Annotated in this window: 14 protein-coding genes; 4 read left to right on the forward strand and 10 right to left on the reverse strand. The window is 68.1% G+C overall.

Going from position 1 to position 14,477, the window contains the following annotated elements:
- Positions 1–855 (reverse strand): IS481 family transposase (locus AU072_RS15810; protein ID WP_064414661.1); only part of this gene is annotated, 855 nt, incomplete at its 3' end.
- A gap of 121 nt (positions 856–976) precedes the next feature.
- Here AU072_RS15810 and AU072_RS15815 point away from each other — a divergent pair.
- The 4 genes from AU072_RS15815 (at position 977) to AU072_RS15830 (ending at position 4,441) form a co-directional block, all read left to right on the forward strand.
- Positions 977–1,729, forward strand: a complete 753-nt coding sequence (locus AU072_RS15815; RefSeq protein ID WP_064414662.1) for an acyl-[acyl-carrier-protein] thioesterase — start codon at positions 977–979, stop codon at positions 1,727–1,729.
- A 65-nt stretch (positions 1,730–1,794) separates the two neighbouring features.
- Positions 1,795–3,231, forward strand: coding sequence for a PE-PPE domain-containing protein (locus AU072_RS15820; RefSeq protein WP_082680911.1), 1,437 nt, complete (start codon positions 1,795–1,797; stop codon positions 3,229–3,231).
- A 104-nt stretch (positions 3,232–3,335) separates the two neighbouring features.
- Positions 3,336–3,668 (forward strand): hypothetical protein, encoded by a 333-nt coding sequence (locus AU072_RS15825; RefSeq protein WP_120271042.1) that lies wholly within the window; start codon positions 3,336–3,338, stop codon positions 3,666–3,668.
- A gap of 20 nt (positions 3,669–3,688) precedes the next feature.
- Positions 3,689–4,441, forward strand: coding sequence for an enoyl-CoA hydratase (locus tag AU072_RS15830; protein ID WP_064414664.1), 753 nt, complete (start codon positions 3,689–3,691; stop codon positions 4,439–4,441).
- Position 4,442: 1 nt separating this feature from the next.
- On the opposite strand, the gene AU072_RS15835 is transcribed toward AU072_RS15830, so the two are convergent.
- From AU072_RS15835 to AU072_RS15875, 9 genes are all read right to left on the reverse strand, one after another.
- Positions 4,443–4,823 carry a YchJ family protein gene (locus AU072_RS15835; RefSeq protein ID WP_064414665.1) on the reverse strand — a complete coding sequence of 127 codons (381 nt, stop codon included), beginning with the start codon at positions 4,821–4,823 and terminating at the stop codon, positions 4,443–4,445.
- A gap of 16 nt (positions 4,824–4,839) precedes the next feature.
- Entirely contained in the window at positions 4,840–6,012 is a 1,173-nt protein-coding gene (locus AU072_RS15840; protein ID WP_064414666.1) for a dihydrolipoamide acetyltransferase family protein, read from the reverse strand.
- On the reverse strand, positions 6,009–7,076 hold the full coding sequence (locus AU072_RS15845) for an alpha-ketoacid dehydrogenase subunit beta (RefSeq protein ID WP_064414667.1): 1,068 nt from the start codon (positions 7,074–7,076) through the stop codon (positions 6,009–6,011). The genes AU072_RS15840 and AU072_RS15845 overlap by 4 nt, the downstream gene beginning before the upstream one ends.
- 1 nt (position 7,077) lies before the next feature.
- Positions 7,078–8,187: a pyruvate dehydrogenase (acetyl-transferring) E1 component subunit alpha gene (gene pdhA / locus AU072_RS15850; RefSeq protein ID WP_064414668.1), complete on the reverse strand. Its 1,110-nt coding sequence runs from the start codon at positions 8,185–8,187 to the stop codon at positions 7,078–7,080.
- A gap of 228 nt (positions 8,188–8,415) precedes the next feature.
- Positions 8,416–9,225 carry an HpcH/HpaI aldolase/citrate lyase family protein gene (locus AU072_RS15855; RefSeq protein WP_064414669.1) on the reverse strand — a complete coding sequence of 270 codons (810 nt, stop codon included), beginning with the start codon at positions 9,223–9,225 and terminating at the stop codon, positions 8,416–8,418.
- A complete protein-coding gene (locus AU072_RS15860) occupies positions 9,225–9,713 on the reverse strand; it encodes a MaoC family dehydratase (RefSeq protein WP_064350350.1) in 489 nt (162 codons plus the stop codon). Before AU072_RS15860 ends, AU072_RS15855 begins: the two co-directional genes overlap by 1 nt.
- Positions 9,713–10,876 carry an acyl-CoA dehydrogenase family protein gene (locus tag AU072_RS15865; protein ID WP_064405635.1) on the reverse strand — a complete coding sequence of 388 codons (1,164 nt, stop codon included), beginning with the start codon at positions 10,874–10,876 and terminating at the stop codon, positions 9,713–9,715. Before AU072_RS15865 ends, AU072_RS15860 begins: the two co-directional genes overlap by 1 nt.
- Before the next feature lie 28 nt (positions 10,877–10,904).
- Positions 10,905–12,899 carry an acetyl/propionyl/methylcrotonyl-CoA carboxylase subunit alpha gene (locus AU072_RS15870; protein ID WP_064414670.1) on the reverse strand — a complete coding sequence of 665 codons (1,995 nt, stop codon included), beginning with the start codon at positions 12,897–12,899 and terminating at the stop codon, positions 10,905–10,907.
- A gap of 4 nt (positions 12,900–12,903) precedes the next feature.
- Complete coding sequence (locus AU072_RS15875; protein WP_064414707.1) at positions 12,904–14,454, reverse strand: carboxyl transferase domain-containing protein; 1,551 nt, start codon at positions 14,452–14,454, stop codon at positions 12,904–12,906.
- Positions 14,455–14,477 lie beyond the last annotated feature (23 nt).

A 14,477-nucleotide genomic window follows, 5' to 3' on the forward strand; every position in this document is an offset into this window, starting at 1 on the left:
GTGGGGGCGGCGGTGGTTGTATTCGTCGACGAAGGTGTCGAGTTGGGTTTGTAGTTCGGTGAGGGTGGTGGCGCGGGGTGCGCTAGTGAGCCATTTTTTGAGGGTTTGTTGGAAACGTTCGACTTTCCCGCAGGTGGTGGGGTGGTTGGGGGTGGAGTTGATTTGGTGGACTCCGAGGCGGTGTAGTTCGGCTTCGAAGGCGTTGCGTCCGCCTTTGCCGCCGGCTAGGCGGGTGGTGAAGACCATGCCGTTATCGGTCAGGGTGGAGTACGGAATGCCGTGGTGGTGCACGGCTTTGGTGAATGCGGTGACGACGACGGCGCCAGTGACGCGTGGGTGGGCGGTGACTGAGAGCGCGTAGCGGGAGCAGTCGTCGAGCCAGGACAAGATTTCGGTGTCGGTGCCGTTGGCGAGGCGCCAGTGGGTGAAGTCGGCTTGCCAGCATTGGTTTGGCAGTTCGGCGGCGAAGCGGATGTAGGACGATTTGGGTCGTTTGGCGGGGGCGGGGTCGATCAGGCCGGCGGCGTGCAGGTGGCGGCTGATCGAGGCGGTGGACACGCGCAGTTGGTGGTGGTGGTGCAGGTGCCAGGCGATGGTGTGGGGTCCAGCGTCGAGTCCTTTGCCCGCTAGCTGTTTGCGTAGCTCGATGATGAGGTCGATGGTGGCTTGCGGGAGCCGGGTGGGACTGGTTTTGGGGCGCTTGGAGCGGGGTTGGAACGCGGCCTCGCCCTCGAGGGTGTAGCGGCGGACCAGTCGGGAGATCCAGGACTGGGAGACCCCGTAATCGCGGGCGACCTGCGACTGCGAGCGGCCTTCGACAAGAACTGCGGTGATGACCAGGCGAGCCTTCGACACCAGCTGAAACTGGCCGACCCACCTATACCGATGTCTTGAGACACCCTATTCCGATGTCCTGAAACACCACACTGCCGGGGGCGCTGATCGCGGATTTTTGTCTCGGCCGATACTTGACCCGATGCCCACCAACGACGTCGCGCACCGGCTCAGCCCGTTGCCGGAGACCGGATACGTCTACCGCACGGCGTGGCGAGTCGCCACCGGCGACATCGACGGCGACCTGAACCTGCGCCTCGACGGCGTTGCGCGCTACATCCAGGAGGTCGGGGCCGAGAACCTCGTCGACGCCGGCGAGGCCGACGACCACCCCCATTGGCTCGTGCAGCGCACCGTCATCGACGTCATCGAGCCGATCGAGTTCCCGAACGAGATCTCGTTCAGCCGCTGGTGCTCCGCGTTGTCGACCCGGTGGTGCACGATGCGCGTCGACCTGGTCGGCAGCGACGGCGGCCGCATCGAGACCGAGGGTTTCTGGATCGCCATCAACAGCAAGACCCTTACGCCGCAGCGCGCCTCGGACTCCCTGATCGCCCGGTTCGCAACCACCACCAACGAACTCCGGCTCAAATGGCGGCCCTGGTTGACCAATCTCGAGGACGCGGACGAAGACCTTGCGTTCCCGCTACGCCGCACCGACATCGACATCTTCGAGCACGTCACCAACACCGCCTACTGGCACGCCATCCACGAGGTGATGGCGCACGTCCCCGACGTCTGCCGCGCCCCGTACCGCGCGGTGGTCGAATATCGCAGGCCGATCCGCTACGGCGAGGACGTGACCATCCGCTGGGCGCGTCGGGGCGACGCCGTCCAGATCGCGCTGACCGTCGACGACGACGTTCGCGCGGCCGCTCTGATCGCCAAGCTGTAGCCCTTCGCGTACTATCGGCCCACACAGCGCTCGTGTTTGCTGCGCATCGGGTGGGAGGACCGCGGATGGTCAAGTCGGGCAAAAGATGGACACGACTAGCGACGGGGGTGGCGGCCGTCGGTGTCGCGACCAGTGTCGTCGGGCTGGCAGCCACCCAGCCGGCGTCCATTTCGGCGTCTCTCGTGGATCTGACAGCGCTCATCGTGGTCGGCAGCTCGACCAACCCGACCGGCGCCGGCGTCGCCGATTTCTTCGAGGGGAAGTTCCGTGACCCGGTCTACACAGGGGTCGACGGGAAAGACATCGTCTACGTCGACTTCCGCACCGGTCCCGCCGGTATCGAACAGGCTCTGCGCGACAACGCCGGCGAACAGAACGCGGTGCTGGCTTCCGGCTGGGGCGCGGCGAACGCCAGTTTGCTGCTACTGCGCAACCGGTCGGATCTGAAGGACACCGTCTTCATCCTCGACAACGACGTCGCACGCCCGGACGGCGGCTTCGGCACCAGGTATCCGTGGTTCGCGCTGATCGGGGTGAACCCGATCCCCACCCCGAGCGACGTCCCAGCCCTGCGCGTCGTCAACACCGGCTACGAGTACGACTACAACTCCAACGCCCCCGCCGACGTGCTGAACCCGGTGGCCGCGGTCAACTCGCTGGTCGGCTACCTCTACACGCGGCTGAACCAATCCGAGCGCGTGCTCCCCGTCGACGCCGAGGGCAACCCGACCGTCGAGTGCGACGCCAACACCTGCGCGATCCTCGTGAGCGGCGCCGTCCTCGACTGCCCCGACGCGCAGTGCAGTGCTCCCCCCGAAGACAGGATCACGGCCTACGTCACCACACGGGACAACACCACCTACGTCACGTACACCGCCGAAGAGCTTCCGCTGACCCGGCTGATCCGCGACGTCTTCGGCGATCAATTGGCCGAGCTCACCGGGCCGGTGCTGAAGCTGGCCGTCGACTCGGCCTACTACGGCGGCAATCCGATCCCCCGGGATCCGAGCGCTTACCGCCCGGCCCGGCTCGCTCCACCGCCCGACGAGCTGTTGGCCACGGCGGCGAAGGTTCCGGGCGCGATCCTGCAGGGCCTGTCGGCGGCCACGTCACCACGGCCGACGGTGCAACCGGAGATGACGGCGGAGCTGGACGCAACGGTGGACGCGGGGCCGGCGGTCGAACCGGAGATGACGCAGCGGCAGACCGAAACCACACGGCTGGCCACGGCAGAGCCGCCTCGACGGCCCGGCGCAGGCGATCCGGAGACCGCGCAGAAGCGCCGCCCGCAGCTCAACGTGCTACGCGACAGCGTGAGAGCCCTGCCGGGCAGGCTTCGCGACAGCTTCGGCCCGAAAAGCGATCAGCGCCAAAACGATTCCGTCGTCACGGTCGACACGACGCAACCCGGTTCGGCAAGCGATGCCGAAAACGACCCCACCGGCGGCGACACGGGTGCGCCCGGCGGGGGCGGGGGTACGGGGGCCGACGCCGCCGCTTGACCGTCACCCGTCAGGCGATATCTCCCTGGCCGGGGCGACGGGTCGATAGACTCGGCGGCGTGAACTCGAGCCGCGGGATCGCTGCAGCCGTGTCGGCCGGCGCTATGGCCCTCGCGCTCGCCGTCCCCGCGCACGCCGGCCCGCCGAGCTACGGCAGCAACGGCGTGTTCAACGTCGCCACGAACCCGCGGCCGGGCTGGACCACGGCGTCCATCGAACCGGGCCGCTACCGGGTGGACCAGGCGCCCAGCATGTTTCCGTACCAGAGCGCACCGGGCTTCTGGTATCGCTGCCACAACTTTCCGTGCAGCCCCAGTTATCCCGGCAATCTGATCGCCTCGGGTGGCGCCATCCGCGACGTGCCGACCTTCGTCGACATCCTGCCCAGCGATGTCGCGGTGGCGCTGCACAACGTCACGCTCACCGTCGCCAACTGACGGGTCACTAGGCTGAGCCGGTGACTGATCCGGTACTGATCCATATCGAGGACCGCGTCGCCGTCCTCACCGTCAACGACCCGGAGCGCCGCAACGCGGTCACGTTCGAGATGTCCGCTGCGCTTCGCGAAGCCGTGGACGCGGCCGAGGCCAACCCGGACGTGCACGCCGTCATCGTCACCGGGGCGGGCAAGGCGTTCTGCGCCGGCGCGGATCTGAGCGCGCTCGGTTCGGCGACCGAGGACGGGCTGCGCAAGATCTACGACGGCTTCCTCGCCGTCGCCAACTGCGCACTGCCCACCATCGCGGCGGTGAACGGCGCTGCCGTCGGAGCCGGATTGAACCTGGCTCTGGCGGCCGACGTGCGTATCGCCGGGCCGGCCGCCCTGTTCGACCCGCGCTTCCAGAAGTTGGGCATCCATCCCGGCGGAGGGGCGACCTGGATGCTGCAGCGAGCGATCGGTCCGCAGGCCGCCCGCGCGTCACTGCTGTTCGGCATGCGGTTCGACGCCGAAACCGCGGTCCAGTACGGCCTGGCTTTGCAGGTCGCCGACGACGCCGTGGCGTCGGCGAAGGAGCTGGCCCGGGGACCGGCGGGCGCACCGCGCGAGGTGGTGCTCGCGACCAAGGCGTCGATGAGGGCGACGGCCAACCCCGGCGTCGTCGACATCGACCAGCACCGCGTCGCGGTCGACACCGAACTCGGCCCGCAGGCCACCTCGATCCGCTCCCCCGAATTCCAGCAACGTCTGGCGGCCGCACAACGCAAGTGAGCTAGATGCGGTCGACGTAGAACCAGCGGCCCGCGCGGCGCTCGAACCGGCTGCGTTCGTGCATCGCCCCTGGCCGGCCCGCGTGGATGTAACGGGCCGTGAACTCGACCTGGCCGTGCTGGTCGCCTTGGCTGCCCGCGACCACATCGCTGATCTCGAGCCCGGTCCAGGCCATCTCGCGATCGACCGTGACATCGGGTGGCCGCGTCCGTGGATGCCACGTTGTAAAGAGGTAATCCTCAACACCTTTGGCGAACGCGGCGTAACGCGAACGCATCAATTCCTCGGCTGTCGCCGCGACGCGTGCACCGTCGTGGAGCGGTTCGCAGCATGCGGAATACAGCTCACCGCTGCCGCACGGACAGCTGTCACTTTGCGCCATGGCCGAATCATGCCCGCTACAGATCGAGCAATGCCGTCTCCGGCGCTTCGATGAGATCGCGCAGTTCGCACAGGAACGCCGCCACCTGCGCACCGTCGGCGATCCGGTGGTCGAACGCGCAGGTGAGGTTCATCGTCGGCCGCGCGACGACCGCGTCGTCGACCACGACCGCGCGAGGTTTGAGCGAGCCGACGCCCAGGATGGCGGCTTCGGGATAGTTGATGACGGGCACGCCGTCGTCGAGGCCGAGCGCACCGAAGTTCGACACGGTGAACGTCGAGCCCTGCAGTTCGGTCGGTTTCAGCGTGCCGGCGCGCGCACCCCGAATCAGCCGTGCCACCTCGTCCGCGAGTTGACGAGTGGTCTTGAGGTGGGCGTCACTGACGACGGGCACCAACAAGCCACGTGGTGCCGCGACGCCGAACCCGAGGTGCACCGCCGAATGCAGATGAATCTGAGCACCGTCGGTGGTGTCCACCCACGTGGCGTTCAAGGTGGGGTGATGCCGAAGGGCGATGGTCAGCAGTCGCAGCGTGAGCACGAACGGCGTGATCGGCGCGTCCTGACCGGCTCGGTCGCGCAGGTGATCGCGTAGCCTCAGCAGATTGGTCCCATCCACCTGCACGGCGGTGTGTGCATCGGGGATCTGTTTGCGCGACATCGTCATTCGACGCGCCATCTCGGCCTGCACGCCGCCCACCGTCATCATGTCGGGACTCGGCGCGGACCTACCCGCCGCAGCGAGCACATCCTCGCGGGTGATCACACCGTCGGGCCCGGAGCCCGTCAGCGCCGCCAGGTCCACGTTCAGCTCCGCGGCCAGCTTGCGCACCGGCGGCTTGGCGCGCACGCGGTGCGGCGGTGCCGCCGCTCGCCTGCTGTGGTCCATCGCCGCGTCGGTGCCGTAGCCGACCAGCACGGGCTTGCGCTTCTGGGCGGGCGGTTCGACCTCCGTCGCGATGCGCACCAGAGTCGCGCCCACCGCGAGCGTCTGGCCTTCCCGCCCGCCCAGTTCGACCACTGTGCCCGCATACGGGCTGGGAATCTCGACCTCGGCTTTGTTGGTCTCGACCGTGCACAGCGTCTGGTTGAGTTCGACGTCGTCGCCGACCGCCACGCTCCACGCGGTGATCGTCGCGTCCTCGAGGCCCTCGCCGAGGTCAGGCACCAGGAAGTCCATCACCGTCATGGCTGCTCCAACGTTCGCTCGACACAGTCGAGCAGTCGATCGACCCCTGGCAGCCAGAGCTTCTCGAGCCGCGCAGGCGGATACGGCGTGTCGAATCCGGTCGCCCTCAGCACCGGGGCCTCCAGCTCGTAGAACAACTCCTCTGAGATGCGTGCCGCCAGCTCGGCGCCGAACCCGAGCGTGCGCGGGCCCTCGTGCATCACGACGACCCGGCCCGTGCGCCGCACCGATTCCGAAATCGCCTCGAAATCCAGCGGATTGAGCGTTCGCAGGTCGATCACCTCGAGGCTGGCGCCGTGCTGATCGGCGGCGACGTCGGCCGCGCTCAGCGCGGTGGCCACCAGCGGGCCGTAGGTCACCACGGTGACGTCGGTGCCATTGCGCCGTACCGCCGCCCGACCCAGCGGCAGGCCCGGTGTCGAGGTGTCGACCGGTCCGCGGGCCCAGTACCGGCGCTTGGGCTCGAGATAGACGACGGGGTCGCGGCTGGTGATCGAGTGCCGCAGCAGCCAGTACGCATCCGACGGCGTCGAGGGCACCACAACCTTCAGACCCGCGGTGTGCAACCAGTAGGTTTCGGTCGATTCCGAATGGTGCTCGACCGCGCCGATCCCCCCGAAGGAGGGGATGCGGATCGTCACAGGCATGCCGACGTCCCCGCGCGTGCGGGTCCGGTATTTCGCCAAGTGGCTGACGATCTGGTCGAAAGCCGGTGCGGCGAACCCGTCGAACTGGATCTCGGGCACGGGGATCAGGCCGCGGACGGCCATTCCGATCGCGATCCCGACAATGGCCGACTCGGCCAGTGGCGTGTCGAAACACCGCTGGGCGCCGAAGGTTTCGGCAAGGCCCTCGGTGACCCGGAAGACGCCGCCGAGGGTCGCCACGTCCTCACCGAACACCAGCACCCGCTCGTCGGAGGCCATCGCGTCGTGCAATGCGCGGTTGATGGCCTGCGCCATGGTCAGGGTGGGCGTTTCGGTGACCGTCGGGACGGGCGTCAATATCGGATCGCGCGGTTCGTCCCCGCCGAACATCGGTGGCCGCTCGATGATCTGCGTCATGTCACGCCTCCTTCGCGAGTTCGGCGGCGAGTTGCTCGCGTTGGGTGGCGAGGTCGGGCGTGATGTCGTGGTAAACCGCGTCGAACACCTCGGCGACGTCGAAGTCCTCGGCGCCGACGACCGCGTCCCGCAGGTCGGCGCGCAGTCGTTTCGATCTGGCCCTGACCCGCTCCTCGAGCCGTTCGGTCCACACTCCGGCCGACTGCAGATACGTCCGGTAGCGCGCGATCGGGTCGCGGGCCGCCCACTGCTGCACCTCTTCGCGGCTGCGGTACCGGTTCGGGTCGTCGGAGGTCGTGTGCGGGCCCATCCGATAGGTGACGGCCTCGATGAGCGTCGGACCGCCGCCGTCGCGGGCCCGGTGCGCGGCCTCAGCGGTGACGGCGAAGCATGCGAGCACGTCGTTGCCGTCGACGCGGACCCCCGGCATTCCGTAGCCGATGGCGCGATGCGCGATCGACGGCCCGGCCATCTGCGCAGAAACCGGCACCGAGATCGCCCACTGGTTGTTCTGGACGAGGAACACACACGGCGCCCGGTACACCGCGGCGAAGTTCAGCGCCTCGTGGACGTCACCCTCGCTGGTGGCCCCGTCGCCGACGAACGCCAGCGTCACCGAGTCCTCGCCCAGTCGCTGGGCCGCCATCGCCGCGCCGACCGCATGTAACCCGTGGGTGCCGATCGGGATCGCGATCGGGGCGACGCATTTGTCGGTGAAGCCCAGTCCGCCGTGCCACTTACCCCGCCACACGGCGGCGATCTGCGCCGGCGTGATGCCGCGGACCAGAAAGGCGCCGATCTCGCGGTACTGGGGAAACAGCCAGTCGGTCTTGCGCAGGCAGGCCGCGGCGCCGATCTGTGCGGCCTCCTGGCCCTGACAGGACGCGAACAGCGCCAGTTCACCTTGGCGCTGCAGGTTGACGAATTCGCCGTCGAGGTCGCGGGTGACCACCATGGTCTCGTAGAGCCAGGCGAGCGTCTCGGGTGGAAGGTCTCGACGGTAGCGGGAGGCCGCGCTCGAGGAGGTCGGCGTCCCGTCCGGGGCGATCAGTTGAACCGGCTCCAGGTCGACGTTGCGCGACTCGAGGGGTGCCGCAACGGTCCCTGCCATACCGCCTCCTAGGGTCACTGACGGCGGATCGCGCCGTCAGGCGACTGAGGTGCTCAGCACGGGGGCGGGTCGAGCAAGACCTCTGGTGTAGAGGCTGTCAGCCACCGCCGGGGTGGGGCGCTGGCTGGACGATGCGCTCTGCTCGCCGCAGTGCTGGGGCTTCCACCATTATGCCTGCGCCCCGGCCATCGCCGATTCTCCGAGCAGACGTGTCGCGGCGGCGACGTGTCAGTCGCGCGGGGCCAGGCCGACGATGCGTTCGGCGCGCCGAAGCACCGGCATGTCGACCATCACCCCGTCGTGGGCGAACACACCGCGCTCGTCTGCCGCCCTGGCCAGAACGGCTTTCGCCCACTGCACCTGATCGGGCGTCGGCGAGTAGCCCTCGCGGATCACCGCGACCTGGGACGGGTGGATCGCGACTTTTACGTCGAAGCCCACCGCCACCGCATCGTCGACCTCGCCCCGCAGACCGTCGAGGTCCTTGATGTCGAGGTACACCGAGTCCAGCGCGAGCCGACCGTAGGCCTTGGCCGCTAGCAGCGTCTGCGATCGCACGTGCCGCGCCACCTCGCGGTAGCTGCCGTCGGGGTACCGGTTGGAGGTGCCGCCGGTGACCGCGAACAGATCCTCGGCCCCCCACATCAGCGCGACCGTGTTGTCGATGCGCGCCAGATCCGTCACGGCGAGCGCCCCGAGCGGGGTTTCGATCAACACCACGACGTTGCGCGGCGCCAGGTCGCGGACCTGCTGGGGATCCTCGGTCTTGGCGAGCATGACCGTGGTGTAGTCGGTCTTTTCGAGCGCCTCGAGGTCGAGCGGATGATCGGCGGTGGCGGTGGGATTGACACGCACCACCGTGCGGTCCGGGTCCAGCCGCGTCTCGATCAGTGCCGCGCGCGCGGCTTCCCGATCCTTGGCGGCGACGCCGTCCTCGAGGTCGAGGATCACGACATCGGCTGCCGCGGCGGCCTTCTCGAACCGTTCCGGGCGGTCGGCCGGGCAGAACAGCCACGCGGGTCCCGTCGCGAGCGCCACTACGCCTCTCCCTCCGGGCGCTTGCGCACCATGGTCTTGCGCGACGCGGTCGCGACGACGTCACCGTGCTGGTTGCGGCCCACGTGGGAGAACGTCACGATGCCCTCACCCGGCCGGCTCTTCGACTCACGCTTCTCGAGCACCTCGGACTCCGCGTACAGCGTGTCACCGTGGAAAAGCGGCTTCGGAAAGGCGATTTCGCCAAAACCGAGGTTGCCGACGATGGTGCCCTGCGTCAGTTGCGCCACCGATAGCCCCACCAGGGTGGACAGCGTGAACATCGAGTTGACGAGCCGCTGGTTGAACGGCGGCAAGGCATCGGAGAACGCGGCGTCCAGATGCAGTGCCTGGGTGTTCATCGTCAACGTCGTGAACAAGACGTTGTCGGCCTCGGTGATGGTGCGCCCCGGGCGGTGCTGGTAGAGCACGCCGGGCTCGAACTCCTCGTACCACAACCCGCGCTGGACGACGATCTTCTTCTCACTCATTACAGGCCCAGCTCCCGCCCGATCAGCATCAACTGCACTTCCGTTGTGCCCTCGCCGATTTCGAGGATCTTGCTGTCGCGGTAGTGCCGCGCGACGGAGTACTCGTTCATGAAGCCGTAGCCGCCGAAGATCTGAGTGGCGTCGCGGGCGTTGTCCATCGCGGCCTCGCTGGCCACCATCTTGGCGATGGACGCCGCCTTCTTGAACGGCTTTCCGGCCAGCATCAGCGCGGCGGCGTCGTAGTAGGCCGTGCGGGCGACGTGCGCTCGGGCCTCCATGCGCGCGATCTTGAAGGCGATCGCCTGATAGCTGCCGATGGCGGCGCCGAACGCTTCGCGTTCCCTGGCGTACTTGACCGATTCGTCGACACACCCCTGCGCGGCGCCCACCGACAGCGCGGCGATCGCGATGCGGCCCTCGTCGAGGATCCGAAGGAAGTTCGCATATCCCCGGCCTCGCTCACCGAGCAGGTTCTCCTCCGGCACGCGCACGTCGTCGAAGCTCAACGGGTGGGTGTCGGAGGCGTTCCAGCCGACCTTGCTGTACGCCGGTTCGGCGGTGAAGCCGTCGATCGGCACCGGGACCAGGATCGACGAGATCTCCTTTTTGCCATCGGGTTTCTCGCCGGTCACCGCCGTCACCGTCACCAGCTTGGTGATGTCGGTGCCCGAATTGGTGATGAACTGCTTGGAGCCGTTGATGACCCAGTGGCCGTCGTCGAGACGGGCGGTGGTCTTGGTGGCGCCCGCATCGCTACCACCGCCGGCCTCGGTGAGGCCGAACGCGCCGAGCGCCTTACCGCTCGCCAACAGCGGCAGCCACTCCTGCCTCTGTTTCTCGCTGCCGAACCGGTACACCGGCATCGCACCCAGCGACACCCCCGCCTCCAGGGTGATCGCCACGCTCTGGTCGACCTTGCCCAGTTCCTCCAACGCGAGGCACAGCGCGAAGTAGTCGCCGCCCATACCGCCGTACTCCTCGGGGAAAGGCAGGCCGAACAGTCCCATGTCGGCCATTCCCGCGACGACCTCGTACGGGAACGAGTGTTCCTCGTCGTGTTTGGCGGCGACGGGCGCGACCACGCTCTGGGCGAAGTCGCGGACCGTCTTGGCCAGCTGCTCGTAGTGGTCGGGAAGTGTCCCGGTGGCTAGAACGTTATTCATGCGCGATCCGCTCCGCTTCTCGCTGGGGTCATGATTCTTCCTTCTCGACGGTCGGGTCCGCGATGACCTTCGCCAGCGGCTGCCCAACCTTGACCTGATCGCCTTCGGCGACAAGGAGTTCCACCACGCCGTCAACCGGCGCGCTCAGCGCGTGTTCCATCTTCATGGCCTCAACGGTCACCACGACGGTGCCCGTCGTCACCCGATCGCCGTCGCGCACCCCCACGGCCACCACCGAACCCGGCATCGGGCTGGTCAGTTCCGCGTCACCGCTGTGCGCGTCGTCGGGTCGCACCGGCGCTTCGCGGACCTCGTCGACCGCGACGGTGCGGCCTGCGCCCGCCAGCCAGATCCGGTGGTCGTCGGCGACCACGACGTAGTCGGTGACGATCCCGTCGAAGGTGACCGCCAGTCGCTCGTCGGCCGGCGATACCGACAGCGGACGCGGTGGGCCGTCCTCGATCGCCGCACTGCCCGCCGACGGTGTGCCGGTGAGGCGGACGTGCTCGACGCGCTCACCGGACTGCAGCCGGTACGTCGTCGGCGCATGGCGACCGACCCGCCAACCCGAGGGGACCGCCCACAGGTCGCCGACCGGTTGGGGCCACGAGCGCAGCCATATGTACGCCGCGGCGGCGACCAGGTCGACGTCCTCGGCGGACGCGGGGCGAAAGTCCGGGCTGCGACGATCCAGGAGACCGGTGTCGAGGCGGCCCGCCGCGACGTCGGGATCGGCGAGCAGGAACCGCAGGAATTCGATGTTGGTGGTGACACCCAGTACCGCGGTGTGCGCCAGCGCCCGATCGAGCGCCCGGAGGGCCGCCGCCCGGTCGGCGGCGTGCGCGATGATCTTCGACAGCATGGGGTCGTAGTCGCTGCCGATCACCGAACCCGGCGCCAACCCCGAATCAACACGGACGCCGGGGCCCTCCGGCTCGGCGAGACCCAGAACGCGGCCACCGGTGGGCAGGAATCCGCGTCCGGGGTCTTCGGCGTAGACCCGGGCCTCGATCGCGTGTCCGGTCATCGAGATGTCGTCCTGCGCGATCGACAGCTTCTCTCCCGCGGCGATCCTCACCTGTTGTTCGACGAGATCGATCCCGGTGACCATCTCGGTGACGGGGTGCTCGACCTGAAGTCGGGTGTTCATCTCCATGAAGAAGAACTCGTCGGGCCGGTCGGCCGACACGATGAACTCGACGGTGCCCGCCCCGGTGTAGTCGACGCTGCGCGCGGTATCGCACGCCGCCGCACCGATTCTCGCCCGTGTCGCCTCGTCCAGCAGCGGTGACGGGGCCTCCTCGATGACCTTCTGGTGGCGGCGTTGCAGGGAGCATTCGCGTTCGCCGAGATGCACCACGTTTCCGTAGCTGTCGGCGAGCACCTGCACCTCGATGTGGCGCGGATTCAACACGAACCGTTCCAGGAACAGCGTGTCGTCACCGAATGCCGCGGCCGCCTCCCGGCGCGCGCTGGCCAGCGCGGCCGGCAACTCGCCCGACTCGTGCACGACGCGCATGCCCTTGCCGCCGCCACCGGCCGAGGGTTTCACCAGCACGGGGTAACCGACCTCGTCGGCGCCGGCGACGAGATCGTCGTCAGACAGGCCGGGGCGCGAAACGCCGGGCACCACCGGAACCCCGAACGCCGACACCGCCGCCTTGGCCGCGATCTTGTCGCCCATGGTCTGGATGGCGCCGACCGGCGGACCGATGAACGCGATTCCCGCGTCCTGTAGTGCCGCGGCGAATTGCGCGTTCTCCGAGAGGAATCCATAACCCGGATGCACGGCCTGGGCGCCGGTGCGCCGGGCCGCTGAGACCACGGCCTCGATGTCGAGGTAGCTCTCCCTGGCCGCCGACGGTCCGATGTGCACCGCGACGTCGGCCTCCGCGACATGACGGGCACCCGCGTCGGCGTCGCTGAACACCGCGACCGACCGGATGCCCATGGCCCGGAGTGTGCGGATGACGCGCACGGCGATCTCGCCTCGGTTGGCGACAAGGACGGTATCGAAGTTCATGTCCTCACATCCGGAACACGCCGTAGGAGATGGACTCGAGCGGCGCCTGGCCGACCGCCGAGAGTGCCAGTCCGAGAACCGTTCTGGTGTCGGCGGGGTCGATCACCCCGTCATCCCACAGCCGGGCCGTCGAATAGTACGGATTGCCCTGGTGCTCGTACTGCGCGCGAATCGGCGCCTTGAAGTTCTCCTCCTCCTCGGCGGTCATCTCGCCGCGCACGGTCGCCAGCACCGATGCGGCCTGCTCGCCGCCCATCACCGAAATGCGGGCGTTGGGCCACATCCACAGGAACCGCGGCGAATACGCGCGCCCGCACATGGAGTAGTTGCCCGCCCCGTACGAGCCGCCGATCACCACCGTCAACTTCGGCACCCGCGCGCACGCGACCGCGGTGACCATCTTCGCGCCGTGCTTGGCGATGCCGCCCGCTTCGTAATCACGGCCCACCATGAACCCGGAGATGTTCTGCAGGAAGACCAGCGGAGTGTTGCGTTTGTCGCAGAGCTCGATGAAATGGGCTCCCTTGAGAGCAGATTCACCGAACAGCACGCCGTTGTTGGCGATGATGCCGACCGGATGCCCGTGGATGCGGGCGAATCCGGTGACCAGGGTGCTGCCGTACTCGGCCTTGAATTCGGCGAACTCGCCGCCGTCGACGATGCGGGTGACGACCTCGTGCACGTCGTAGGGAACGCGTGAGTCCACCGGCACCACGTCGTAGAGCTCGTGCTGATCGGCCACCGGGTCCACGGTCGGCCGAACGTCCCAGGGCAGCGGTTCGCGCGGGCCGAGGGTGGCCACGATGCGGCGCACGATGCGCAGTGCGTCGCGGTCGTCATGCGCCAAATGGTCTGTCACCCCGGAGGTCTTCGAATGCAGGTCACCACCACCCAGTTCCTCGGCGGTGACCACCTCACCCGTCGCCGCCTTCACCAGCGGTGGCCCCCCGAGGAAGATCGTGCCCTGATTGCGCACGATCACGGCTTCGTCGCTCATCGCGGGCACGTATGCGCCACCGGCAGTGCAGGATCCGAGCACCGCGGCGATCTGCGCAATTCCCTGGGCTGACAGAGTGGCCTGGTTGTAGAAGATTCGGCCGAAATGTTCGCGATCGGGGAACACCTCGTCCTGGCGCGGCAGGAACGCCCCACCCGAGTCGACCAGGTAGATACACGGCAACCGGTTCTGGCCCGCGACTTCCTGAGCCCGTAGATGCTTTTTGACCGTGATCGGATAGTAGGTGCCGCCCTTGACGGTTGCGTCGTTGGCGACGATCACACATTCGCGTCCCGATACCCGACCGATCCCGGTGATCATGCCCGCTCCCGGACACTCGTCGTCGTACATACCGTCGGCGGCAAGGGGCGACAGCTCGAGGAAGGGGCTGCCCGGGTCCAGCAGGCCGTCGACGCGGTCGCGCGGCAAGAGCTTGCCGCGGCTGACGTGACGCTCGCGGGCCCGCTCGGGCCCGCCGAGGGCGGCCGCGGCGAGCTTGGAACGCAATTCGTCGACCAGCGCGAGATGTTCCTCGCGATGTGAAGGCCGCGATGCCATCGGAAAACCCATTTCGTTGAGTT

This window comes from Mycolicibacterium novocastrense (genome assembly GCF_001499835.1).
GTDB classification, from domain to species: Bacteria; Actinomycetota; Actinomycetes; order Mycobacteriales; family Mycobacteriaceae; genus Mycobacterium; species Mycobacterium novocastrense.

Bases quoted from the DNA above. Each gene is read 5' to 3' on its own strand.
- AU072_RS15815 (WP_064414662.1), top strand. From the start codon at position 977: ATGCCCACCAACGACGTCGCGCACCGGCTCAGCCCGTTGCCGGAGACC.
- AU072_RS15820 (WP_082680911.1), top strand. From the start codon at position 1,795: ATGGTCAAGTCGGGCAAAAGATGGACACGACTAGCGACGGGGGTGGCG.
- AU072_RS15825 (WP_120271042.1), top strand. From the start codon at position 3,336: ATGGCCCTCGCGCTCGCCGTCCCCGCGCACGCCGGCCCGCCGAGCTAC.
- AU072_RS15835 (WP_064414665.1), bottom strand. From the start codon at position 4,823: ATGGCGCAAAGTGACAGCTGTCCGTGCGGCAGCGGTGAGCTGTATTCC.
- AU072_RS15840 (WP_064414666.1), bottom strand. From the start codon at position 6,012: ATGACGGTGATGGACTTCCTGGTGCCTGACCTCGGCGAGGGCCTCGAG.
- AU072_RS15845 (WP_064414667.1), bottom strand. From the start codon at position 7,076: ATGACGCAGATCATCGAGCGGCCACCGATGTTCGGCGGGGACGAACCG.
- pdhA (WP_064414668.1), bottom strand. From the start codon at position 8,187: ATGGCAGGGACCGTTGCGGCACCCCTCGAGTCGCGCAACGTCGACCTG.
- AU072_RS15860 (WP_064350350.1), bottom strand. From the start codon at position 9,713: ATGAGTGAGAAGAAGATCGTCGTCCAGCGCGGGTTGTGGTACGAGGAG.
- AU072_RS15865 (WP_064405635.1), bottom strand. From the start codon at position 10,876: ATGAATAACGTTCTAGCCACCGGGACACTTCCCGACCACTACGAGCAG.
- AU072_RS15870 (WP_064414670.1), bottom strand. From the start codon at position 12,899: ATGAACTTCGATACCGTCCTTGTCGCCAACCGAGGCGAGATCGCCGTG.
- AU072_RS15875 (WP_064414707.1), bottom strand. From the start codon at position 14,454: ATGGCATCGCGGCCTTCACATCGCGAGGAACATCTCGCGCTGGTCGAC.